Source organism: Ruegeria sp. CDSB022 (assembly GCF_059611145.1).
This window is the reverse complement of the sequence record NZ_JBXWOZ010000001.1, coordinates 643,667-662,299: the sequence shown is the minus strand read 5'-3', so window position 1 is coordinate 662,299 and position 18,633 is coordinate 643,667. Positions and strand designations below refer to the sequence as shown.

Below are 18,633 nucleotides of genomic sequence, written 5' to 3'. Positions count from 1 at the left end.
CGCCTTAGCTTGGTCGGTTAATGTTTGCCAGGATCAGCCACAGCGCCAATATCAGCTCGATTCCCCCAAATGTCATCGCTTTGATCAAAGGGGGGTGATCCAGAATGACGGAAACAAACCGGCCCAAGGCTGCGCCGGCAAAAACAACGCCCAACATCGCATAGGCCATGGGAGTGTTCAGCCAAATGACCGCAATTCCGGTGACAACAAAAAGTCCACCGACCGAAGCTCGCATTTCGCTTAGACCCATCGTGCTGTTCGTGGGTGCCAGATCCAGCGAGGCCGCGGTCCAGGCGGGCGCGAGAAACCCAAAGAGGCCGAAACCGATTGTCAGAACCGCCGCTGCAACATTCAAAATCGACGTCATTGTACCCTCATTCGGTTGGTTTGCGCCGCTGTTTGGCAACGTCCAGGGCAAGCTTACGGGTATAAGCTTCGAGATCCACCAGTGCTGAATCTACCGCAGCAGCGTCCCGCCGATCCAAAGCATCGGCAATCTGGTTGTGCAACACGATGATCTCTTCTCGGGACCGCGCCGTAAACGTGATCATGTTCATCAAAGGCTGCATCGCCTCGACGGCGCCGGCCAGTTGATAGGACAACACCGGATTGCCGGCCCCATCGACCAATGCCCGGTGAAAGGTCACATCCGAGGCGCAAAAGGCTTCGTCTGTCAGCCCGGGTTGAGCCTGCCGAAATATCTCGGCACGCATCGTCGCCAGATGATCCGCCGTCCTGCGTTCGGCTGACAAAGTAGCGCAGGCGCGCTCCAGCGAATACCGAGCCTCGCAAGCCGTTTCAAAACTGACCGCATTCATGGACAGCAGCAACGTGGATGTGGTGATCTGTTGGGAATACGCATCCTGATAGCTCAGCCGGTTGACAAATGCGCCGCCGGTCGCGCCACGTTGGGTGCGGATCAGGGATTGTGCCGCAAGGCGTTTAAGGGCCTCGCGCACGGTTGGTCGGGACACCTGAAACTGGTCGGACAGTTCCGCCTCAGAAGGCAGGCGTTCATCTACAATCAACCGACCCGATATGATCGCATCTCGGATTGATTGGGCGATCTGAACCGAAAGATCAGCAGGTTTCTTGGGGTCGATTTTCATTTTGAGCAGGGCCGCAGGCAAAATTTCATTTGTCTGACATTTAAAAGTCTGACATTTGAATTGCAAGGACTGAGTCGGGAGGGACAAGTGAGTCGCGCAGTTCTACGTAATGGGTTTTGGCTGGGATTCTACGCTCTGATCCTGTGGGCGTGGTGGATGATGTTTGTGATGAACCGCGCCATGGATCTGGACTGGATCGGTCGTCCCGGAGCGATGGGGCAGGCTATGCGTGCCATGGACCCCAGGATGGACATGTACATGCCCATGGCAGAGTTCGGCCCGCTGTTTTGGATGTGGGCCATCATGATGGCCGCAATGATGTTGCCGACCATTGTCCCAACTTTGCGCAGCTATGACGATCTGATCCGCAGCGCAAATGGGACGCGGTCCGGCTGGATTGGCGTCTTGGTGGGTTATTTCGTCGTCTGGGTCGGGTTTGCCGCGCTCATTACCGGGGTGCAACTGGTTCTGCTGTTTGGCGGCGTTGTCGACATGCTGGGCATTGCTAAATCCGGGCTTGTTGCGGGTGGGTTGATGATCGCCGTCGGCGCCTTTCAGTTCACCCGCGCCAAAGAGCTGTGCCATGGGGTCTGCCATGCGCCAATGACCTATTTTTTCGGCCATTGGAAAACCGGTTTTTCAGGCGGTTTTCGCATGGGGCTTGGCCTTGGTGCGTTCTGCGTTGGATGCTGCTGGGGCTTTATGGCGCTCGGCTTTGTGGGCGGCGTCATGAGTCTGCTGTGGATGGGTCTGGCGACATTTTTCATGGTTCTCGAAAAACTACCCCAGATCGGTCACGTGATTACACGACCGCTGGGATTTGCTCTTATCGCGGGCGGCTGTGCCTTGCTCGTGTACCCCTTTATCTATGGAGGATAAGCTATTGGCTAAGAACAAAAAACCAGAGGCGGATCGCCTGCCGATCAGCCAGCGTATCGACAGCCGCATGCCCAACCCCAAGCGGCGTGAGATGAGCCCGACGAATTGGGCGATCAAGGGAGAGCTGATCCTTAACTGCTCGTGCGATCTGTTCTGCCCCTGTGTCGTATCGCTGGGCGCGCATCCTCCGACCGAGGGTCATTGTCATGCCTGGATGGGGATTGTCATCGATGAGGGCCATTACGAGGGCGAAGATCTGTCGGGCCTCAATGTTGGCCTTCTGGTCGATATTCCGGGTCGCATGGGTGAGGGGCAGTGGAAAGTTGCCGCCTATGTCGACGAACGGGCCAGCGGTAAGGCCTATAACGGGTTGCTCCAGATATTCAGCGGTCAGGCCGGGGGCACGACCGGCTTGTTTACCATGCTGGTCAGCGAAATTATCGGGGCCGAACGTGCTCCGGTTCAGATCGAACGCGACGGGACCAAGCGCCGCATCATGATTGGTCGGAAAATCCAGGGCGAAATCGAGATGTTGGCGGGCAAAGACCCCGAGCATCCTGTGATGGTCTCAAACTCGAAATACTGGATGGGACCGGACATTATCGTGGCGCGCGGCACCAAATCCAAGGTCCGCGATTACGGTCGGGTCTGGGATTTCGGTGGAAAATCCGCCGAAATCTGCCCAATCGATTGGCAAGGGCCGAAATAATACGAAATCACAAAGGATTACGTGCAATACGTGATCCTAATTTTCAATCGCCAGACACGCCATCGCGGCCTGTTGCACCAGATTCTGACGGGACCGCAGGCTTCGAATTGTGATCTGGCATTATGCCCGAGGAGGCTTAAGTGGCCAATATTTCCTTCTCTCGCCGGTTGCGGCGCACACCTTTTTCTGAAGGGGTCGAAGCCGCAGGCGTAAAGGCATTCACGGTTTATAACCGGATGCTATTGCCAACTGTATTCGACAGCGTCGAGGCTGATTACCGGCACTTGAAAAAGCATGTGCAGGTCTGGGATGTCTCGTGTGAGCGACAGGTCGAACTCAGAGGTCCCGACGCGGCACGCCTTATGCAAATGCTGACGCCACGCGATTTGAGAGGCATGTTGCCCGGCCAATGCTATTACGTCCCTATCGTTGATGAGACCGGTGGCATGCTGAATGATCCTGTTGCGGTGAAACTGTCCGAGGACCGCTGGTGGATCTCAATCGCGGATAGCGATTTGTTGTTATGGGTCAAAGGAATCGCGAACGGCTATCGGTTGGATGTTCTAGTGGATGAGCCCGACGTCTCACCCCTGGCCATACAAGGGCCCATGGCGGATGAGCTGATGTCCCGCGTATTCGGCGAGCGCGTCAAAGACATCCGGTTCTTCAAATTCGACATGTTCGAATTTGCGGGCCGCGATCTGGCCATCGCCAGGTCCGGGTATTCAAAGCAGGGCGGGTTCGAGATTTATGTCGAGGGCAGCGATATCGGAATGACGCTGTGGAATGCGCTGTTTTCGGCCGGTGAGGATTTGAACGTGCGGGCGGGTTGTCCCAACCTGATCGAACGCATTGAGGCTGGGTTGCTGTCCTACGGAAACGATATGACCGACGACAACACCCCGCATGAATGTGGTTTGGGCAAATTCTGTAACACGCATACCGCAATCGGCTGCATTGGCCGGGACGCATTGTTGCGGGTCGCGAAAGAAGGGCCGATCCAGCAAATCCGTCCGATTGAAATCGCTGGGCCGGCCGTTGGTGCCTGCGTTGCTCCATGGTCGGTTTACGCGCAGGGGAAACGGGTCGGTCAAATCACTTCTGCCGCTTGGTCTCCGGATTTCAACACCAATGTTTCCATTGGGATGCTCAAACTCAGCCATTGGGATGCGGGTACAAGGGTTGAGGTCGAAACGCCCGACGGTATGCGTGAGGCGACTGTACGGGAAAAGTTCTGGATCTGATCGCAAGCGGCGTATCGGGTTCAGAAACAGGTTATTACACGGGGTCGGGGCTGTACTCTGACGTCCAAAACAGGAGGACATTTTGATGTTCAACGCACTGGTGATGGAAAAAGACGAGGAAAGCGGGCTGGCCAGCCCCTCGGTTCAACAGCTTTCGGAAGGGGATCTGCCGCAGGGTGAGGTTACCGTGGCGGTTCAGTATTCAACGGTAAATTATAAGGATGGTCTTTGCCTGTCGCCCAAAGGCGGGGGGCTGGTACGCAGCTATCCGCATGTTCCTGGCATCGACTATGCGGGGACGGTCGAGTCGTCTTCGGATGAGCGATATAAACCGGGTGACAAAGTGGTCCTGACCGGTTGGCGTGTCGGTGAGGCGCATTGGGGTGGGTACTCACAAAAAGCCAATGCCCGTGCCGATTGGTTGGTTCCGCTGCCCGATGGGTTGGAGCCCCGCCAGGCGATGGCCGTCGGAACCGCTGGGTTCACCGCGATGCTGGCGGTTATGGCGCTTGAGGATCATGGGCTGAAACCGGGGCACGGTCCGGTCTTGGTCACGGGCGCGGCAGGTGGTGTCGGCTCGGTCGCGACGGCGATTCTTGCCAATTTGGGATACGAAGTGGCAGCCGTCACCGGACGGCCGGAAACCAGCGATTACCTGAAGTCTTTGGGCGCCACGACCATTGTGCCACGCGAAGAGTTGAACGAGACAACTAAGCGCCCCCTGGAAAGCGAGGCATGGTCTGGCTGTGTGGACGCAGTTGGCGGCGCAATGCTGGCACGCGTTCTGGGGCAGATGAAATACGGTGCCTCGGTCTCGGCCGTGGGGTTGGCTGGCGGCGCGGGCCTTCCGGCAACTGTTATCCCGTTCCTTTTACGCGGTGTGAACCTCTTGGGGATCGACAGCGTGATGCAGCCTTATGAAAATCGGCTGCGGGCCTGGCAGCGGATAGCAACCGACCTTCCGATGGACAAGCTTGAGGCGATGATCCATCCCGCAAAGCTGAGCGATCTGCCCCAATTAGGGGCGGATATCCTGCAAGGTCAGGTAAAAGGTCGTGTTGTCGTAGACGTAAACGCCTGATCCGGAATGAATATGTCTGACCGACCGCATTGATTTGCGGTCGGTTAATTTTGTGGCTGCAGGTTCGCGGAATTCCGGCAAACACCTCTGGTCAATGGCGTAAATACGGACCATCATTGCTATACATCCCAAATTGAATGGCTTATGAGCCATGCAAACAGTACCTGAAGACGGGGAGTGAGCAGAATGTCTGACGATTTCGAACTGGACACAGACGACCTGAAACGCCGCATGGACGGCGCAATGTCAAACCTCAGAACCGAATTTGCATCGCTGCGCACCGGGCGCGCCTCGGCCTCGATGCTCGAGCCGGTGATGGTCGATGCCTATGGTTCGATGACGCCGATCAACCAGGTGGGAACGGTCAATGTGCCCGAGCCGCGTATGGTAACGGTCAATGTCTGGGATAAAGGGCTGGTCGGCAAAGTGGAAAAAGCGATCCGCGAAAGTGGGCTGGGCATCAACCCTCAGCTTAACGGAACGATCATCATGCTACCGATCCCGGAACTGAACGAAGAACGCCGTCGCGAGTTGGGCAAAGTCGCCGGACAATATGCCGAACACGCGCGCGTTTCGATCCGCAATGTGCGCCGCGACGGGATGGATCAGATCAAGAAGGCCAAGGCCGACGGTATGTCCGAAGATGACCAGAAGTTCTGGGAAAGCGAAGTGCAGGATCTAACCGATCAGATGATCAAGGTAGTAGATGCCGCGCTTGAGACCAAGCAGGCAGAAATCATGCAGGTCTGAGACCGGGTGATGCCCTCTTCCTCGCATACCATGCCCGATAGAGGGCCCCAGCATGTCGCGATCATCATGGATGGCAATGGTCGCTGGGCGCAGGCCCGCGGGCGACCTCGTCTGTTTGGCCACCACGCCGGGGCAAGACGTGTGCGCGATGTGGTCGAGGCCTGCCCGAGGCTTGGTATTAAATATCTGACTGTTTTTGCGTTTTCGACCGAGAACTGGAAACGCACTCAGGTTGAAGTTGCCGGGCTGATGAGCTTGTTTCGGCGCTATATTATCAAGGAAACCCGGACGCTCCGAGACTCGGGTGTTCGGGTGCGTTTCATCGGTGACAGAGTCAGGTTGGATGCCAAACTGATCGAATTGATGGATACGCTTGAGGCCGAGACCGAGGGAAATGATCTGGTTCACCTGACCATTGCGTTGAACTATGGCGGTCGGGATGAAGTCGCGCGGGCTACCAAACGTCTGGCACAGGATGTCGCTGACGGGCGCTTGCATCCTGATGATGTAGACGAAGAAACGCTGCCGAAATATCTGGACACACATGTTCTTCCCGATCCTGATCTGGTGATCCGAACCAGCGGCGAGGCGCGAATTTCCAATTTTCTGTTATGGCAATCCGCCTATTCGGAATACGAATTCATCGACACGCTCTGGCCAGATTTCACTGCGGCAGAGCTTGAGCGCCTGTGCCTGAGCTATGGCAGCCGCGACCGACGGTTCGGAGCTGTACCGGCATGAGTGACGGGCGCTGGTCCGACCTGACTGCCCGCGTATTATCGGCGGGTGTCCTTGTTGCCGTTGGCGCTGTCGAGGTCTGGCTGGGCGGTCTGTGGTTCGAAGCCTTCATTTCCATTGCTTGCGGGCTGATGACCTGGGAACTGGTCCGTATGATCGACCCGGGCAGGAAAGCTGTTGCGATCCAGCTTGCCATATTGACCGGTTTTGCGGTGGTGCTGAGTTACCATCTTCCGGCACTCTATAAACTTCCCTTCTTGCTTGCTCCGGCACTGGTCGGGGCAGGGCAGGTCAGCCGGTACCGGGGTATCTATACCCTATTTGCGCTGTGGATCGCGGCCGCGGGGCTGGGCTTTATCTCAATCCGGACGAATATGGGGTTTGTCTGGATGGTCTGGCTGATATCGGTCGTCGTTGCTACGGATGTCGCCGGATATTTTGTCGGAAAGGCATTGGGTGGGCCAAAATTCTGGCCACGAGTCAGCCCGAAAAAGACGTGGTCGGGAACAGCAGGAGGCTGGGTAGCGGCTGCCATTGTTGGCTTAGCCTTTGCGGCTTACGGCGGCTTCGGAACTTGGTTCATCGTGATCTCGGTTCTGGCGTCAATGGCCAGCCAGGCCGGCGATATTGTCGAAAGCGCGGCCAAACGAAAATTCGGCGTCAAGGACAGTTCGAACCTGATTCCCGGCCATGGCGGCTTCCTTGATCGATTCGATGGGATGATGGGGGCCGCTCTGTTCGTTCTGCTTGTGGGGTTGATTTTTTCCCCCGGAGCCATGTGATGTGCAAAATCTCTGTTTTTGGCGCGACGGGTTCTATCGGGCAAAACACGATAGATCTGATTGACCGAAATCCATCAGCGTATGATGTTGTCGCCCTGACTGGTGGAGCCAATATCGAACAACTTGCACGTGACGCCAAACGTTTGAAGGCGGATATCGCGATTACAGCCCACCCAGACCGGCTTGAGGACCTGCGAGCGGCCTTGGCCGGTTCTGATGTCGAGGTCGCCGCCGGCGCGAATGCTCTGGCCGAAGCTGCGGCGCGACCGGCTGACTGGGTCATGTCTGCCATCGTTGGGGCTGCGGGGTTGCAACCAGGGCTGACGGCGCTTGAACAGGGCGCGACGCTGGCTTTGGCGAATAAAGAAACGCTTGTCTGCGCGGGTTCTTTGGTTCTGGATACTGCCCGAAAGCACAATGCCCGATTGCTGCCGGTGGACAGCGAACATTCTGCCGTTTTTCAAGCTCTGGTCGGTGAAGATATGGCATCGGTCGAGCGTATCATCATCACTGCCAGCGGCGGCGCTTTCCGTGATTGGCCAATAAGCAAATTGGCCTCAGCCACGGTTGAGCAGGCCTCGAGCCACCCGAACTGGAATATGGGGCAGCGGATCACGATTGATAGCGCTTCGATGTTCAACAAGGCGCTCGAGGTGATCGAAACACGCGAATTCTTCGGCATTTCCCCGGATATGATCGAAGTGATCGTGCATCCTGAATCCATCGTTCATGCGATGGTCGGGTTTAACGATGGCGCGGTTATGGCCCATATGGGCGCGCCAGATATGCGCCACGCGATCGGATATGCCCTGAATTGGCCAATACGTCAGACCCTTCCGGTCGAAAGGCTGAACCTTGCAAAGCTGGGACAGTTGCGATTTCACGAACCAGACGAAAACCGATATCCGGCTTTGCGGTTAGCACGCGAAGTCATGGAGCGGGGCGGGCTGTCCGGAGCGGTTTTCAACGGAGCCAAAGAATGTGCACTCGACCATTTCATTGCAGGTCGCATTGGTTTCCTTGATATGGCAGACATCGTGGCCGCCGTCTTGGATCGTTTCGATGCACAGGACAACCATATTGACGCCCCAATGACCCTTGATAACGTGCTGCAAACCGACCATCTGGCACGTATATGGGTCGATAACGCCGTTGCGCAACGAGCAGGAAAATAAATTGGACGTACTCTCACTGATCCCACAGTTCGGCAATTTGATTTACACCATATTCGCCTTTGTGATCGCGTTATCCGCCATCGTAGCCGTACATGAATACGGGCATTACATTGTTGGCCGTTGGTCCGGCATCTACGCCGAAGTGTTCTCAATCGGTTTCGGTCCCGTACTCTGGAGCCGTATCGACAAAAGAGGAACGCGCTGGCAGATCGCAGCGCTTCCATTCGGCGGGTATGTCAAGTTTCTGGGTGATGCCAATGCAGCATCCGGCAAAGACGAAGCCGCAATGTCTGAAATTTCCGAGCAAAGCCCGGAGGAGCTGCGCCGCACGATGCATGGCGCGCCACTTTGGGCCAGGACGGCAACTGTTGCGGCAGGGCCAATCTTTAATTTCGCAATGTCGATACTGGTCTTTGCCCTAATTTTCTTTACTCAAGGCGCAACCAGAGACCCTCTGACCGTTGGGTCTCTGCATCCTCTGCCCGGGACAGTGCAAGAGCTGCGTGAAGGTGATGAAATCCACGCGATTGCAGGTATTGACCTGCCAGATTTCGAGCAAGAAGGATCGTGGAGCGAGTTCGTAGACTCTTTGCCCGTTGACCCCGTTCTTGATTACACAGTTCTTCGTGACGGTGACACATTGGACGTTTCCGCACCTTGGCTGTTCCCCCCTCTGATACAACAGGTTGTTCCGCGCAGCGCAGCAATGGATATCAGCCTGGCACAAGGGGATGTCATAACAGCGGTTAATGGCGACCCGGTTTATGCCTTTGAACAGCTCAAGGACCATGTGGAAAGCTCTGATGGGCGGCCACTGCTGTTGAATGTCTGGCGTGACGGAGCGGAACTGGAGTTTGCCCTGGCTCCACGCCGCACGGATGAGCCGCAGTCTGATGGTGGTTTTGTAACGCATTGGAGGATCGGGATCGTCGGCGGCATGATGCTAGAACCTGCAACCGAAAGGGCGGGCATCCTGACATCTCTCGGCGGCGGTGTACGACAAACATTGCGTATCATTGACGGGTCTCTTTCAGGTATCTGGCACATGGTGACCGGAGCGATCAGCACCTGCAACATGTCCGGCCCAATCGGAATCGCCGAAACCTCGGGTGCGATGGCCAGCCAGGGTGCGCAGAACTTCATCTTCTTTATCGCTGTTCTGTCAACTGCTGTCGGTTTGCTAAACCTGTTTCCGATTCCGGCTTTGGATGGGGGACACTTGGTATTTTACGCATATGAGGCCATCTCTGGGAAACCACCCAGCGACAAAGCGCTGCGGATTCTGATGGGCATCGGAGTGTCAATCATTCTGGCTCTGATGCTGTTTTCCGTCTCAAATGACCTGTTCTGTTGATTTGGGCGGAGCTTGCACAATCTAGTCGCAATTCCGCCCCAATTCCCTCATAGGATGTGTTCGTTTCATAATTTTGTCTGTCAGAGGCGATCATGGCGAATGCTATCAAAAAATCATATCGCAGCTTTAGCTTCCTGCTTGCGCTGAACTGGGACTCGATCTTGTTTTTCGGCGCGACTGCGTTGGCTATGGGTGGATGCGCTTATCTGATCACCATGTGATTCTGTTCCTTTCTTTTTATTTGCTGAACAGCGGCCCAATGGGCCGCTTTCTGTTTTTCGGCTTTTGACAAGGCCAGACAATCCCGTTACTCAGCTTTAAAGTCTTAAAATTCTGGGTAGAGAAAAATATGACCGACAGGCGAGGCGCAGGCACATCCTGCGGGGGGCAAAAGCCGGTAAACAAGATTTTGTGGCAGGCCCTAACATTCTTTTTCTTATTTGCCACAGTTAGTTTGCTGTCACTGCCGCAGGCTGCTCAGGCGCAAAGCTACACCATCAACTCGTTCGAAGTTGAGGGGAACAGGCGCATCGAGACATCGACAATCATTGCACGTTCGGGAATCGAACCTGGGCAGACGGTGACAGCTGGACAACTCAACGATGCCTTCCAACGGCTGCTTGACAGTGGTGTTTTTGAAACAGTCGATTTGACCCCTCGTGGCAGCACTTTGGTCATCAAAGTTCAGGAATATCCGACGATCAACCAGATCAGCATCGAGGGTAACAAGAGGCTCAAGGATGAGCTGTTGCTCAATGCCGTTTCGTCTCAACCCCGCCGGGTCTTTACGCCTCAGGTCGCTGAAGCTGACGCAGACATGATTGCCGAAATCTATTTGGCTCAAGGACGTGTTGCAGCAACCGTCATCCCCAGAATCATCCGCCGCAGCGACAATCGGGTAGACCTCGTTTTCGAAATCTCCGAAGGTACGACGATCGAGGTTGAGCGCGTAAGCTTTGTTGGCAACCGGGCTTATTCCGACCGGCGTCTGCGCCGTGTGCTTGAAACCAAGCAAGCCAATTTCCTGCGCACGTTCCTGCGGGGCGATACTTTTATCGCTGACCGGATCGAGTTCGACAAACAAGTCATCCGTGATTTCTACTTGTCGCGTGGCTATGTCGATTTCCGCGTCAACAGCGCCAATGTTGAATTCACACGTGAGCGCGACGCGTTTTTCCTGGTGATGAATGTAACTGAAGGTCAGAAATTCTCATTCGGCAAGATCACCACCGTAAGCGAAATACCCGGTGTGGATGCGGCCGAATATCAGGCCGCACTCAAGGTCAAGCCGGGTGTCACCTATTCTCCTTCACTGGTCGAAAACTCTATCGCCAGGCAAGAGCGTCTGGGCATTCGGCAAGGGGTGGACTTTCTGCGGGTTGAGCCACGCGTCACGCGCAATGCACGTGATTTGACGCTGGATGTTGAATTCGTTCTGACCAAAGGACCGCGTATCTTTGTCGAGCGTATCGACATCGAGGGCAACACCACAACGCTTGACCGCGTGATCCGTCGTCAATTCGACACCGTCGAGGGTGACCCGTTCAACCCGCGAGAAATTCGGCAGGCGGCTGAACGTATCCGGGCATTGGGCTATTTCGCTGTCGCTGACGTTGAACCGCGCGAGGGTTCGACACCCAGCCAAGTGATCGTGGATGTCGACGTCGAAGAACAGCCGACAGGCTCGCTCAGCCTCGGTGGTAGCTACTCGATCTCTGACGGTTTCGGCATTGCAATCGGCCTAAGTGAGTCAAACTTCCTAGGCCGTGGACAGACCGTCGGGGTTACGATTTCGACCGCACAGGATTCAGAAGAGTACTCCCTGAATTTCACCGAACCCTATCTTTTGGGCCGCAAGCTTCGCTTTGATCTTGGTCTGGGTTTGGCGTCGACCGACTCCAGTTTTGCCAGCTATAACACCGAGCGTGTGTTCTTTAACCCTCAGTTGAGCTATGCGATCGGAGAGCTGTCTTCGTTGCGCGTACGCTATGCCTGGGAAAACAGCGAGATGAAGCAGCAGGACAACGAGGCAAACGGCGCGGTCATCGCCTCTGAGATTGATCAGGGTGAACGCACGACCAGTTCTTTGGGTGTGTCCTATGTATATGACAGTCGCCTTGGTGGGCTTAACCCCAATGCCGGTGTTCTGTTTGAGGTTGGCCTGGATGCCGCTGGACTGGGTGGGGACAACAAGTTTTACAAAACCAGCGCACGCGGGATTGCCCAAACACGCGTTCTGAGTGAAGAAGTCGTTCTGCGTGCATCGCTTGAAATGGGTGCAATGCACTGGACTGGCAACGATTTCAGCCGGACGTTGGATCGCTTTGTGTTGGGCCCCAATAAATTCCGCGGGTTCGAGCCAGCCGGTTTGGGGCCACGGGATCTGTCAAATGGTCAGGATGACGCTATCGGCGGGAATTACTATTGGGTCGCGCGTCTGGAATCGGACTTTCCTCTGGGCTTGCCCGAAGAATTGGGCCTGCGTGGAGGCGTGTTCTATGATTTCGGTAACCTGTACAATATCGACGATGTAAACACTTCGGGTGCCAACATTGTCGGTGCGGATGGGTCTATCCGTCATGTTCTGGGTGTTGCAGTCCTATGGGAAACACCGTTTGGCCCGCTGCGCTTTAACTTTTCGCAAGCGCTCAAGAAAGAGGACTTTGACAAGGAACAGAATTTCGACCTGACCATTCAGGCGAGGTTCTGATCTCGGATGCGAGGTAGTCTTCAAACCTATATGCAGGGCCCCATTCGGGCCCTGTGTCTTTTTCTGACCTTAACCCTGGCAGGACCGGTTACCGGACAGCAGCTTGGCGTGACACAAGCCAGCGTCCTGACAATCTCCAGCGAACGGCTGTTTTCTGACTCGGCGTTTGGACGTCGCATTCTCAGTGAGATCGAAGCAGAGGGAGCTCTGCTGGCTGCCGAGAACGAACGGATCGTTGCAGAGCTCAGCGCGGAGGAGAAGGACCTCACCGAAAAGCGCGCCTCTCTGTCTGCTGAAGAATTTCGTCCCCTCGCAGAGGCGTTCGACAGAAAGGTTCAGAACCACCGAGAAGGGCAGCGCGCCAAGCTTGATGCCCTTGCGCGTCGCAGTGAAGACGCACAACAGATGTTTTTTGAACTCGCCCGCCCAGTATTGATCGATCTTTTGCGCGAATCTGGCGCCTCGGTCATTATTCAACGCTCCAGCGTGTTTCTCAGTTCGGATCTGTCCGATGTGACAGATGCCGCCATCACCCGAATTGATACAGCCATTGGTGATGGAACAACACTTGACGAAGGTACAGGCGAATAGGTTTGCTTGCCCTCGGGTCGCGGTGTTGCTAACCACATTGAAAAGAGAAATCCAGAACAGGATATCAGAACTATGAGCACGGACACCAAAAGCGCCGACATTCAGCTGATTCAACGGATATTGCCGCACCGCTATCCGTTTCTGCTGGTCGACAAGGTGGTCGAGATTTCAGGCTATCAATCAGCGGTCGGCATCAAGAACGTCACCATGAACGAGCCGCATTTCCAGGGCCATTTCCCTGGTACACCGATCATGCCTGGTGTGACCATTGTTGAAGCAATGGCGCAGACCGCAGGTGTTATGCTTGGCGTTGGGATGGATGTCATCGACAGCGACTTGTTGATCTATTTCATGAATATCGACAAGTGCAAGTTCCGCCGCAAAGTCGTGCCCGGTGACGTGCTCGAGATGCATGTTGAAACTGTGCGCGGCAAGAAGGGTGGCAAGATTTTCAAGTTCTCTGGCAGGGCCACGGTTGATGGAGAGGTCGCAGCCGAAGCTGAGTTCTCAGCCTATGTTGATTGGGACATGGAAAAGACAACATGAGCGGCATTCACCCTAGCGCAATCATCGAAGACGGTGCTCAGATCGGAGAGGGCTGTGTCATCGGCCCTTTTTGTTTTGTTGGTTCAAGGGTGCGGTTGAAAGACCGGGTAGAACTGAAGTCGCATGTTGTTGTTACCGGTGACACCGAGGTGGATGAAGACACCATAATCTTCAATTTTTCGGTCATCGGTGAAATCCCCCAAGACCTTAAGTTCGGCGGTGAAGATACGCGGCTGGAAATTGGCAAACGAAACCGTATCCGTGAACATGTAACTGTGAATTCTGGAACAGACGGCGGTGGCGGTGTAACCCGGATTGGCGATGACTGTTTGCTGATGGCTGGTGTTCACGTGGCTCACGACGTTCAGATTGGCAATCGCGTGATCATGGTGAACCATTCTGGTGCCGCGGGACATTGCATTATCGAAGACGATGTTATCGTCGGCGGGATTTCGGGTTTGCATCAATGGGTTCGTGTGGGCCGTGGGGCGATTATCGGCGCGCTGACGATGGTGCCCAACGACGTGATTCCCTATGGGCTTGTTCAAGCGCCTCGCGGCGAGCTGGACGGCCTGAATCTTGTTGGCCTCAAACGGCGCGGTGTCGCACGAGCTGATATTTCAGCTTTACGCGCAGCGTTTCGCGAATTGTCCGATGGTGACGGAACTTTTATGGACCGCGCCAAGCGCTTGGGTGAAGATGCCGAAAGCGAATATGTCCGCGAAATCGTCAATTTCGTAACCGGCGATTCGGATCGGTCCTTTCTGACACCGAGGAAGTAACATCATGTTGGCACTGATCGCGGGAACAGGTGTGTTGCCGGACGAAGTGGTTTCCTGTCTGGCTGAACGGCCCTTGATCTGCGCGATGGAAGGCTTTGCCCCGGATACTCTGTCTGCCGACATCGTTTTCCCGCTGGAACAGCTTGGATCATTCATCGCAGATCTCAAAACCCGTGGCGTAACTGAAATCTGTATGGCCGGAGCGGTTCAACGTCCCGCCGTTGACCCGTCGCGCATTGATGCCGCGACGATGCCGTTGGTGCCTATTCTGGTGCAGGCGATTCAATCCGGCGATGACGGCGCATTACGGGCTGTCATTGGGATATTCGAAAACTCAGGCCTGAATGTCCGTGCCGCGCATGAGATTGCGCCTGAACTGCTGCCTCCGCTTGGTTGTTTGACAGAGGCACAGCCCTCAGACGCGGATCGCGCAGATGCGGATCGGGCATCCAGTATCCTGCGTGCCATGGGGGCAGCTGATATCGGCCAGGCCTGTGCAGTTTCCAAAGGGCAGGCTTTGGCGATCGAAGGAATTTTTGGCACCGCATGGATGCTCGAGTCTCTGACTCAACGGCCCGATGCGGGGGGTGGGGTGCTTTTCAAGGGTCCAAAGCCCGATCAGGACTTTCGCGCGGATCTGCCAGCTATTGGACCCGAAACCATTTCCAGCGCCGTCGCAGCTGGTTTGTCCGGGATCGTGATCGAAAAAGGCGGGGTGCTTGTATTGCAGCGACAACGTGTAATTGCTGAGTGCGATCGCCTGGGTTTGTTCCTTTATGTGCGTGAGCGAACCAACTGATGCGGGTGTTTCTGGTCGCCGGCGAACCTTCGGGCGATCGATTGGGCGGCGCGTTGATGGAAGGGCTACGTGCCCTTGTCCCAGATGTTACATTCGACGGGGTCGGCGGACCATTGATGCAGGCCCAGGGTCTGAACAGCCGCTTTCCGATGTCCGAATTGTCAGTGATGGGCCTGATTGAGGTATTGCCAAAATTCTTTCACCTCAAGCGCCGGATATCTGAGACAGCGCAGGCCGTGCTGGACACCAAACCTGACGTATTGATCACCATCGACAGTCCGGACTTCTCGTTGCGCGTTGCCAAGCTGGTCAAAGCGGCAAGCGATACTCGAACCGTCCACTATGTGGCCCCCAGCGTTTGGGCGTGGCGACCGGGGCGTGCGGATAAGATGGCCAAGGTCATCGACCATGTGCTGGCGTTGCTTCCGTTTGAGCCGCCCTATATGGAACGCGCCGGGATGGAATGCGATTTTGTTGGCCATCCGGTTGCAAGCGAACCCATCGCCTCAGATCGCGATATCCAGGAGTTTCGCGCCGCCTATGATCTTGGGGATGCTCCGCTGGTTCTTGCCTTGCCGGGGTCGCGCAAGGGTGAGGTTGACCGTCTGGCCCCTGTATTTGGTCAGGCCCTGGGGCAATTCCTAGCCGACCGGCCGGGTACGCGGGTTATTGTTCCGGCGGTTGCACATATGGTCGAGGCCGTAACCGAACATCTGCAGACATGGCCAGGCAATCCCGTCGTGATCGACCCGCGCAATGTTCCGACCGAAGAGGCGGTTCAGCAGAAACGCGCAGCTTTTGCCGCAGCGGACCTTGCTCTGGCGGCATCGGGTACCGTGTCGCTTGAACTTGCAGCCCAAGCAACACCCATGGTGATTGCCTACCGCCTCAGCTGGCTGACCCAGAAACTGGCAGTACGTATGGTCAATCTGGACACGGTTACATTGGTCAATCTTGTCTCGGAAACGCGTTCCATCCCGGAATGCCTGCTGGATGACTGCCTGCCGGACAAGATTGCCGTAGCGCTACGAGAGGTCGCCCTGAAACCTGACGCGCAGCGCAGCGCGATGGATCTGACAATGGAACGCCTGGGCCGTGGCGGCGACGCCCCTGGTTTCAGAGCTGCAAAGGCCGTGTTGGCCAGAATGCCGTCCTGATGGCCGAGTTCATCCTCTTTGGTTTTTCGGCCTTTCTGGCATTGATACTGACCAATCTGGATAATCTTGCCGCCTTGGTGGCGCTGATCTTGGTGTCAGGGGACAAGCGGGCCGTCTTTGGCTTTCTGTTCGCACAGGGCTTGGTGATTTCGGCGTCCTTGCTGTTCGCCATGGGGATCGAGGGCGTGATACCGGGCTGGGCCGGGTATCTGGGGATGATCCCGCTGACACTGGGCTGTCTGGCCGCCATCCGCCAATGGCGCGGGCAGGGCGCCGATACACCGGCGCATCTCGAAGCCGGAGCGTCAATTTTGGTGACAACCTTACTGTTTACCAGCCTGTCGATGGACACTTTGGCCGTTCTGGCGCCGTTATTGGCGGATTCAACGCTAGGCTTTCGGATCGCCGGAGCCTTCGGCGCAGGGCTTGCCGTGGTAGGATTGGCCACGCTGGCGCTGCTGGGCGCCAAATCTCCGCTCATCAGTGGTCGCATCGCGCGCAAGCTTGAGATGCTTGTTCCTTACGTGATGATCTGCGCTGGTCTTTATATTCTCAGCAACTCGTGGACCGACGCAGTTTAGTATCCGCGCCAAATCCAACCGCCGCCGAAGATGCGGCTGCCTTCGGATGCATAGAAGACACAGGCCTGACCGGGCGACACACCTTCTTCCGGGGTCAGCAACTCGACCTCGGCCGTGGTTTCCGAAAGTGGGCGGATGATGGCCTCACGCGGGGGTCGGGTCGAGCGAACCTTGACCAGGACGTGCCATTCATCGCGTGACGTAAACGGCTCATCGCCCAGCCAGTTGATTTCACGCACCGGAATGGTGCGGGTGGCCAACATCTCTTTGGGGCCAACCACAACCTGTTTTTTGTCGACATCCAGCTTCACCACGTAAAGCGGATCGCTGAGGCCTCCGATACCAAGCCCGCGGCGCTGACCAATGGTATAGTGGATTACCCCGTTATGCTGGGCCAGCACACGACCATCCGCATGAACGATCTCACCCGGTTCCGCCGCGCCGGGGCGCAGCTTTTCGATTACGCTGGCATAGTTGCCGTTGGGCACGAAACAGATGTCCTGACTGTCGGGCTTGTCGGCAACAGCCAGCCCATATTGCGCAGCTATTTCGCGCGTTGCGTCCTTGGAGGGCAGGTGGCCCAGCGGAAAGCGCAGGAAATCCAGCTGTTCCGGGGTCGTCGAGAACAGGAAATAGGATTGATCGCGGTTGGCATCCTCGGCGCTGTGCAATTCCGGCCCGTTGGGGCCTGTCTTGCGCTGAATATAGTGGCCGGTGGCCATGCAATCAGCCTCAAGATCCTTGGCGGTTTCCAGCAGATCCTTGAATTTCACCCGTTCGTTACAGCGAATGCAGGGAACCGGCGTCGCACCGGCCAGATAGCTGTCGGCGAATTCGTCGATCACGGCGTCCTTGAAGATGTTCTCATAATCCAGAACGTAATGCGGAAACCCGCGTTCCTCGGCCACGCGGCGCGCATCGTGAATGTCGATACCGGCACAGCAGGCCCCCTTTTTGGCCAGCGCAGCACCGTGGTCATACAGCTGCAGGGTGACGCCGATGACGTCATACCCCTGATCCGCCAAATGCGCGGCCACGACCGAGCTGTCCACGCCTCCGGACATGGCAACAACCACCCGCGTTTCAGACGGGGGCTTGGCAAAGCCAAGAGAGTTCAGCGGTGTCTCGGTGTCGAGGGCCATGACGGTTCCAGTACGGGTTAAGAAAGACCGGCAGAATATAGGAAAATTCTAGATACTCTCAAGGGGCGGTTTCACAACACATTAAGTAGCATGGTGTCAGCTTTGTCGCAGCACGAAGAGGACCGAAAGATGTATTTGCACAAAGTAGAGGGGCCCAGGTCGGTAACCCTGCCGGATGGAACGGTTTTATCCCGGGCTGATCTGCCGCCAAAAGAGACAACCCGCTGGGTGGCATCCCGTAAAGCGATTGTAGTCCGTGGCGTTCTTTACGGATTGATCACGCTTTCGGAAGCCAAAAACCAATATGGCCTCAGCGATGAAGAAATTAATTCCTGGGTTTCTGCGGTCGCAGAACACGGAACGGACGCATTAAAGGTCACCACAATAAAAAAATATCGACAACCTAAAGGAGAGTGTGAATAAATGATACAACGGTAACGTCAGATTAACCATTTTTGAGCAGGCTCGATTTTAATCGGTAAATTGAGCTGAATTGGAGCAGTA

Annotated in this window: 21 protein-coding genes; 18 read left to right on the top strand and 3 right to left on the bottom strand. The window is 55.9% G+C overall.

From position 1 onward, the window contains the following. Positions 1-4: 4 nt before the first annotated feature. The gene (locus AC2FIZ_RS03340; RefSeq protein WP_282027421.1) at positions 5-367 is read right to left on the bottom strand and encodes a DUF4345 family protein; all 363 of its coding nucleotides are present in this window, start codon (positions 365-367) and stop codon (positions 5-7) included. A gap of 7 nt (positions 368-374) precedes the next feature. After that, complete coding sequence (locus AC2FIZ_RS03335) at positions 375-1,109, bottom strand: FadR/GntR family transcriptional regulator (protein WP_142633929.1); 735 nt, start codon at positions 1,107-1,109, stop codon at positions 375-377. An 87-nt stretch (positions 1,110-1,196) separates the two neighbouring features. On the opposite strand from AC2FIZ_RS03335, the gene AC2FIZ_RS03330 reads away from it, so the two are divergent. The 17 genes from AC2FIZ_RS03330 (at position 1,197) to AC2FIZ_RS03250 (ending at position 16,987) form a co-directional block, all read left to right on the top strand. After that, positions 1,197-1,988, top strand: coding sequence for a DUF2182 domain-containing protein (locus AC2FIZ_RS03330; protein WP_282027420.1), 792 nt, complete (start codon positions 1,197-1,199; stop codon positions 1,986-1,988). A gap of 4 nt (positions 1,989-1,992) precedes the next feature. Continuing rightward, complete coding sequence (locus tag AC2FIZ_RS03325; RefSeq protein WP_281994647.1) at positions 1,993-2,697, top strand: DUF1326 domain-containing protein; 705 nt, start codon at positions 1,993-1,995, stop codon at positions 2,695-2,697. 140 nt (positions 2,698-2,837) lie between these two features. Further along, positions 2,838-3,941, top strand: coding sequence for a dimethylsulfoniopropionate demethylase (locus tag AC2FIZ_RS03320; RefSeq protein WP_281972134.1), 1,104 nt, complete (start codon positions 2,838-2,840; stop codon positions 3,939-3,941). An 85-nt stretch (positions 3,942-4,026) separates the two neighbouring features. Continuing rightward, positions 4,027-5,022, top strand: a complete 996-nt coding sequence (gene acuI, locus AC2FIZ_RS03315; RefSeq protein WP_142633922.1) for an acryloyl-CoA reductase — start codon at positions 4,027-4,029, stop codon at positions 5,020-5,022. A 186-nt stretch (positions 5,023-5,208) separates the two neighbouring features. Then, positions 5,209-5,772, top strand: a complete 564-nt coding sequence (frr, locus tag AC2FIZ_RS03310) for a ribosome recycling factor (RefSeq protein WP_142633921.1) — start codon at positions 5,209-5,211, stop codon at positions 5,770-5,772. 30 nt (positions 5,773-5,802) lie between these two features. Beyond that, positions 5,803-6,513: an undecaprenyl pyrophosphate synthase gene (uppS, locus tag AC2FIZ_RS03305; RefSeq protein ID WP_496790600.1), complete on the top strand. Its 711-nt coding sequence runs from the start codon at positions 5,803-5,805 to the stop codon at positions 6,511-6,513. Further along, positions 6,510-7,292 (top strand): phosphatidate cytidylyltransferase, encoded by a 783-nt coding sequence (locus AC2FIZ_RS03300; protein ID WP_142633917.1) that lies wholly within the window; start codon positions 6,510-6,512, stop codon positions 7,290-7,292. Before uppS ends, AC2FIZ_RS03300 begins: the two co-directional genes overlap by 4 nt. After that, a complete protein-coding gene (gene dxr, locus AC2FIZ_RS03295; protein ID WP_281994643.1) occupies positions 7,292-8,467 on the top strand; it encodes a 1-deoxy-D-xylulose-5-phosphate reductoisomerase in 1,176 nt (391 codons plus the stop codon). The genes AC2FIZ_RS03300 and dxr overlap by 1 nt, the downstream gene beginning before the upstream one ends. A 1-nt stretch (position 8,468) precedes the next feature. Continuing rightward, positions 8,469-9,821, top strand: a complete 1,353-nt coding sequence (rseP, locus tag AC2FIZ_RS03290) for an RIP metalloprotease RseP (protein WP_496693192.1) — start codon at positions 8,469-8,471, stop codon at positions 9,819-9,821. Between the two features lie 92 nt (positions 9,822-9,913). After that, positions 9,914-10,042 (top strand): hypothetical protein, encoded by a 129-nt coding sequence (locus AC2FIZ_RS03285; RefSeq protein ID WP_271947040.1) that lies wholly within the window; start codon positions 9,914-9,916, stop codon positions 10,040-10,042. A 128-nt stretch (positions 10,043-10,170) separates the two neighbouring features. Further along, positions 10,171-12,531, top strand: coding sequence for an outer membrane protein assembly factor BamA (gene bamA / locus AC2FIZ_RS03280; RefSeq protein ID WP_281972129.1), 2,361 nt, complete (start codon positions 10,171-10,173; stop codon positions 12,529-12,531). Positions 12,532-12,639: 108 nt separating this feature from the next. Next, positions 12,640-13,122 (top strand): OmpH family outer membrane protein, encoded by a 483-nt coding sequence (locus tag AC2FIZ_RS03275; RefSeq protein WP_496785160.1) that lies wholly within the window; start codon positions 12,640-12,642, stop codon positions 13,120-13,122. A gap of 72 nt (positions 13,123-13,194) precedes the next feature. Beyond that, complete coding sequence (gene fabZ / locus AC2FIZ_RS03270; protein ID WP_496691266.1) at positions 13,195-13,668, top strand: 3-hydroxyacyl-ACP dehydratase FabZ; 474 nt, start codon at positions 13,195-13,197, stop codon at positions 13,666-13,668. After that, complete coding sequence (gene lpxA, locus AC2FIZ_RS03265; protein WP_271947043.1) at positions 13,665-14,450, top strand: acyl-ACP--UDP-N-acetylglucosamine O-acyltransferase; 786 nt, start codon at positions 13,665-13,667, stop codon at positions 14,448-14,450. The genes fabZ and lpxA overlap by 4 nt, the downstream gene beginning before the upstream one ends. A 4-nt stretch (positions 14,451-14,454) precedes the next feature. Next, positions 14,455-15,249: an LpxI family protein gene (locus tag AC2FIZ_RS03260; RefSeq protein WP_496708432.1), complete on the top strand. Its 795-nt coding sequence runs from the start codon at positions 14,455-14,457 to the stop codon at positions 15,247-15,249. Then, positions 15,249-16,406: a lipid-A-disaccharide synthase gene (lpxB, locus tag AC2FIZ_RS03255; RefSeq protein ID WP_281994639.1), complete on the top strand. Its 1,158-nt coding sequence runs from the start codon at positions 15,249-15,251 to the stop codon at positions 16,404-16,406. The genes AC2FIZ_RS03260 and lpxB overlap by 1 nt, the downstream gene beginning before the upstream one ends. Then, positions 16,406-16,987, top strand: a complete 582-nt coding sequence (locus AC2FIZ_RS03250) for a cadmium resistance transporter (RefSeq protein ID WP_281994638.1) — start codon at positions 16,406-16,408, stop codon at positions 16,985-16,987. Before lpxB ends, AC2FIZ_RS03250 begins: the two co-directional genes overlap by 1 nt. On the opposite strand, the gene mnmA is transcribed toward AC2FIZ_RS03250, so the two are convergent. Beyond that, complete coding sequence (gene mnmA, locus AC2FIZ_RS03245) at positions 16,984-18,129, bottom strand: tRNA 2-thiouridine(34) synthase MnmA (protein WP_496790598.1); 1,146 nt, start codon at positions 18,127-18,129, stop codon at positions 16,984-16,986. The two genes, AC2FIZ_RS03250 and mnmA, sit on opposite strands and share 4 nt — an antisense overlap. Positions 18,130-18,258: 129 nt before the next feature. On the opposite strand from mnmA, the gene sciP reads away from it, so the two are divergent. Then, positions 18,259-18,552 carry a CtrA inhibitor SciP gene (gene sciP / locus AC2FIZ_RS03240; protein WP_496790597.1) on the top strand — a complete coding sequence of 98 codons (294 nt, stop codon included), beginning with the start codon at positions 18,259-18,261 and terminating at the stop codon, positions 18,550-18,552. The last annotated feature ends 81 nt before the right edge of the window (positions 18,553-18,633 follow it).

Bases quoted from the DNA above. Each gene is read 5' to 3' on its own strand.
- AC2FIZ_RS03340 (WP_282027421.1), bottom strand. From the start codon at position 367: ATGACGTCGATTTTGAATGTTGCAGCGGCGGTTCTGACAATCGGTTTC.
- AC2FIZ_RS03335 (WP_142633929.1), bottom strand. From the start codon at position 1,109: ATGAAAATCGACCCCAAGAAACCTGCTGATCTTTCGGTTCAGATCGCC.
- acuI (WP_142633922.1), top strand. From the start codon at position 4,027: ATGTTCAACGCACTGGTGATGGAAAAAGACGAGGAAAGCGGGCTGGCC.
- frr (WP_142633921.1), top strand. From the start codon at position 5,209: ATGTCTGACGATTTCGAACTGGACACAGACGACCTGAAACGCCGCATG.
- uppS (WP_496790600.1), top strand. From the start codon at position 5,803: ATGCCCGATAGAGGGCCCCAGCATGTCGCGATCATCATGGATGGCAAT.
- AC2FIZ_RS03300 (WP_142633917.1), top strand. From the start codon at position 6,510: ATGAGTGACGGGCGCTGGTCCGACCTGACTGCCCGCGTATTATCGGCG.
- dxr (WP_281994643.1), top strand. From the start codon at position 7,292: ATGTGCAAAATCTCTGTTTTTGGCGCGACGGGTTCTATCGGGCAAAAC.
- AC2FIZ_RS03285 (WP_271947040.1), top strand. From the start codon at position 9,914: ATGGCGAATGCTATCAAAAAATCATATCGCAGCTTTAGCTTCCTGCTT.
- bamA (WP_281972129.1), top strand. From the start codon at position 10,171: ATGACCGACAGGCGAGGCGCAGGCACATCCTGCGGGGGGCAAAAGCCG.
- fabZ (WP_496691266.1), top strand. From the start codon at position 13,195: ATGAGCACGGACACCAAAAGCGCCGACATTCAGCTGATTCAACGGATA.
- lpxA (WP_271947043.1), top strand. From the start codon at position 13,665: ATGAGCGGCATTCACCCTAGCGCAATCATCGAAGACGGTGCTCAGATC.
- AC2FIZ_RS03260 (WP_496708432.1), top strand. From the start codon at position 14,455: ATGTTGGCACTGATCGCGGGAACAGGTGTGTTGCCGGACGAAGTGGTT.
- lpxB (WP_281994639.1), top strand. From the start codon at position 15,249: ATGCGGGTGTTTCTGGTCGCCGGCGAACCTTCGGGCGATCGATTGGGC.
- AC2FIZ_RS03250 (WP_281994638.1), top strand. From the start codon at position 16,406: ATGGCCGAGTTCATCCTCTTTGGTTTTTCGGCCTTTCTGGCATTGATA.
- mnmA (WP_496790598.1), bottom strand. From the start codon at position 18,129: ATGGCCCTCGACACCGAGACACCGCTGAACTCTCTTGGCTTTGCCAAG.
- sciP (WP_496790597.1), top strand. From the start codon at position 18,259: ATGTATTTGCACAAAGTAGAGGGGCCCAGGTCGGTAACCCTGCCGGAT.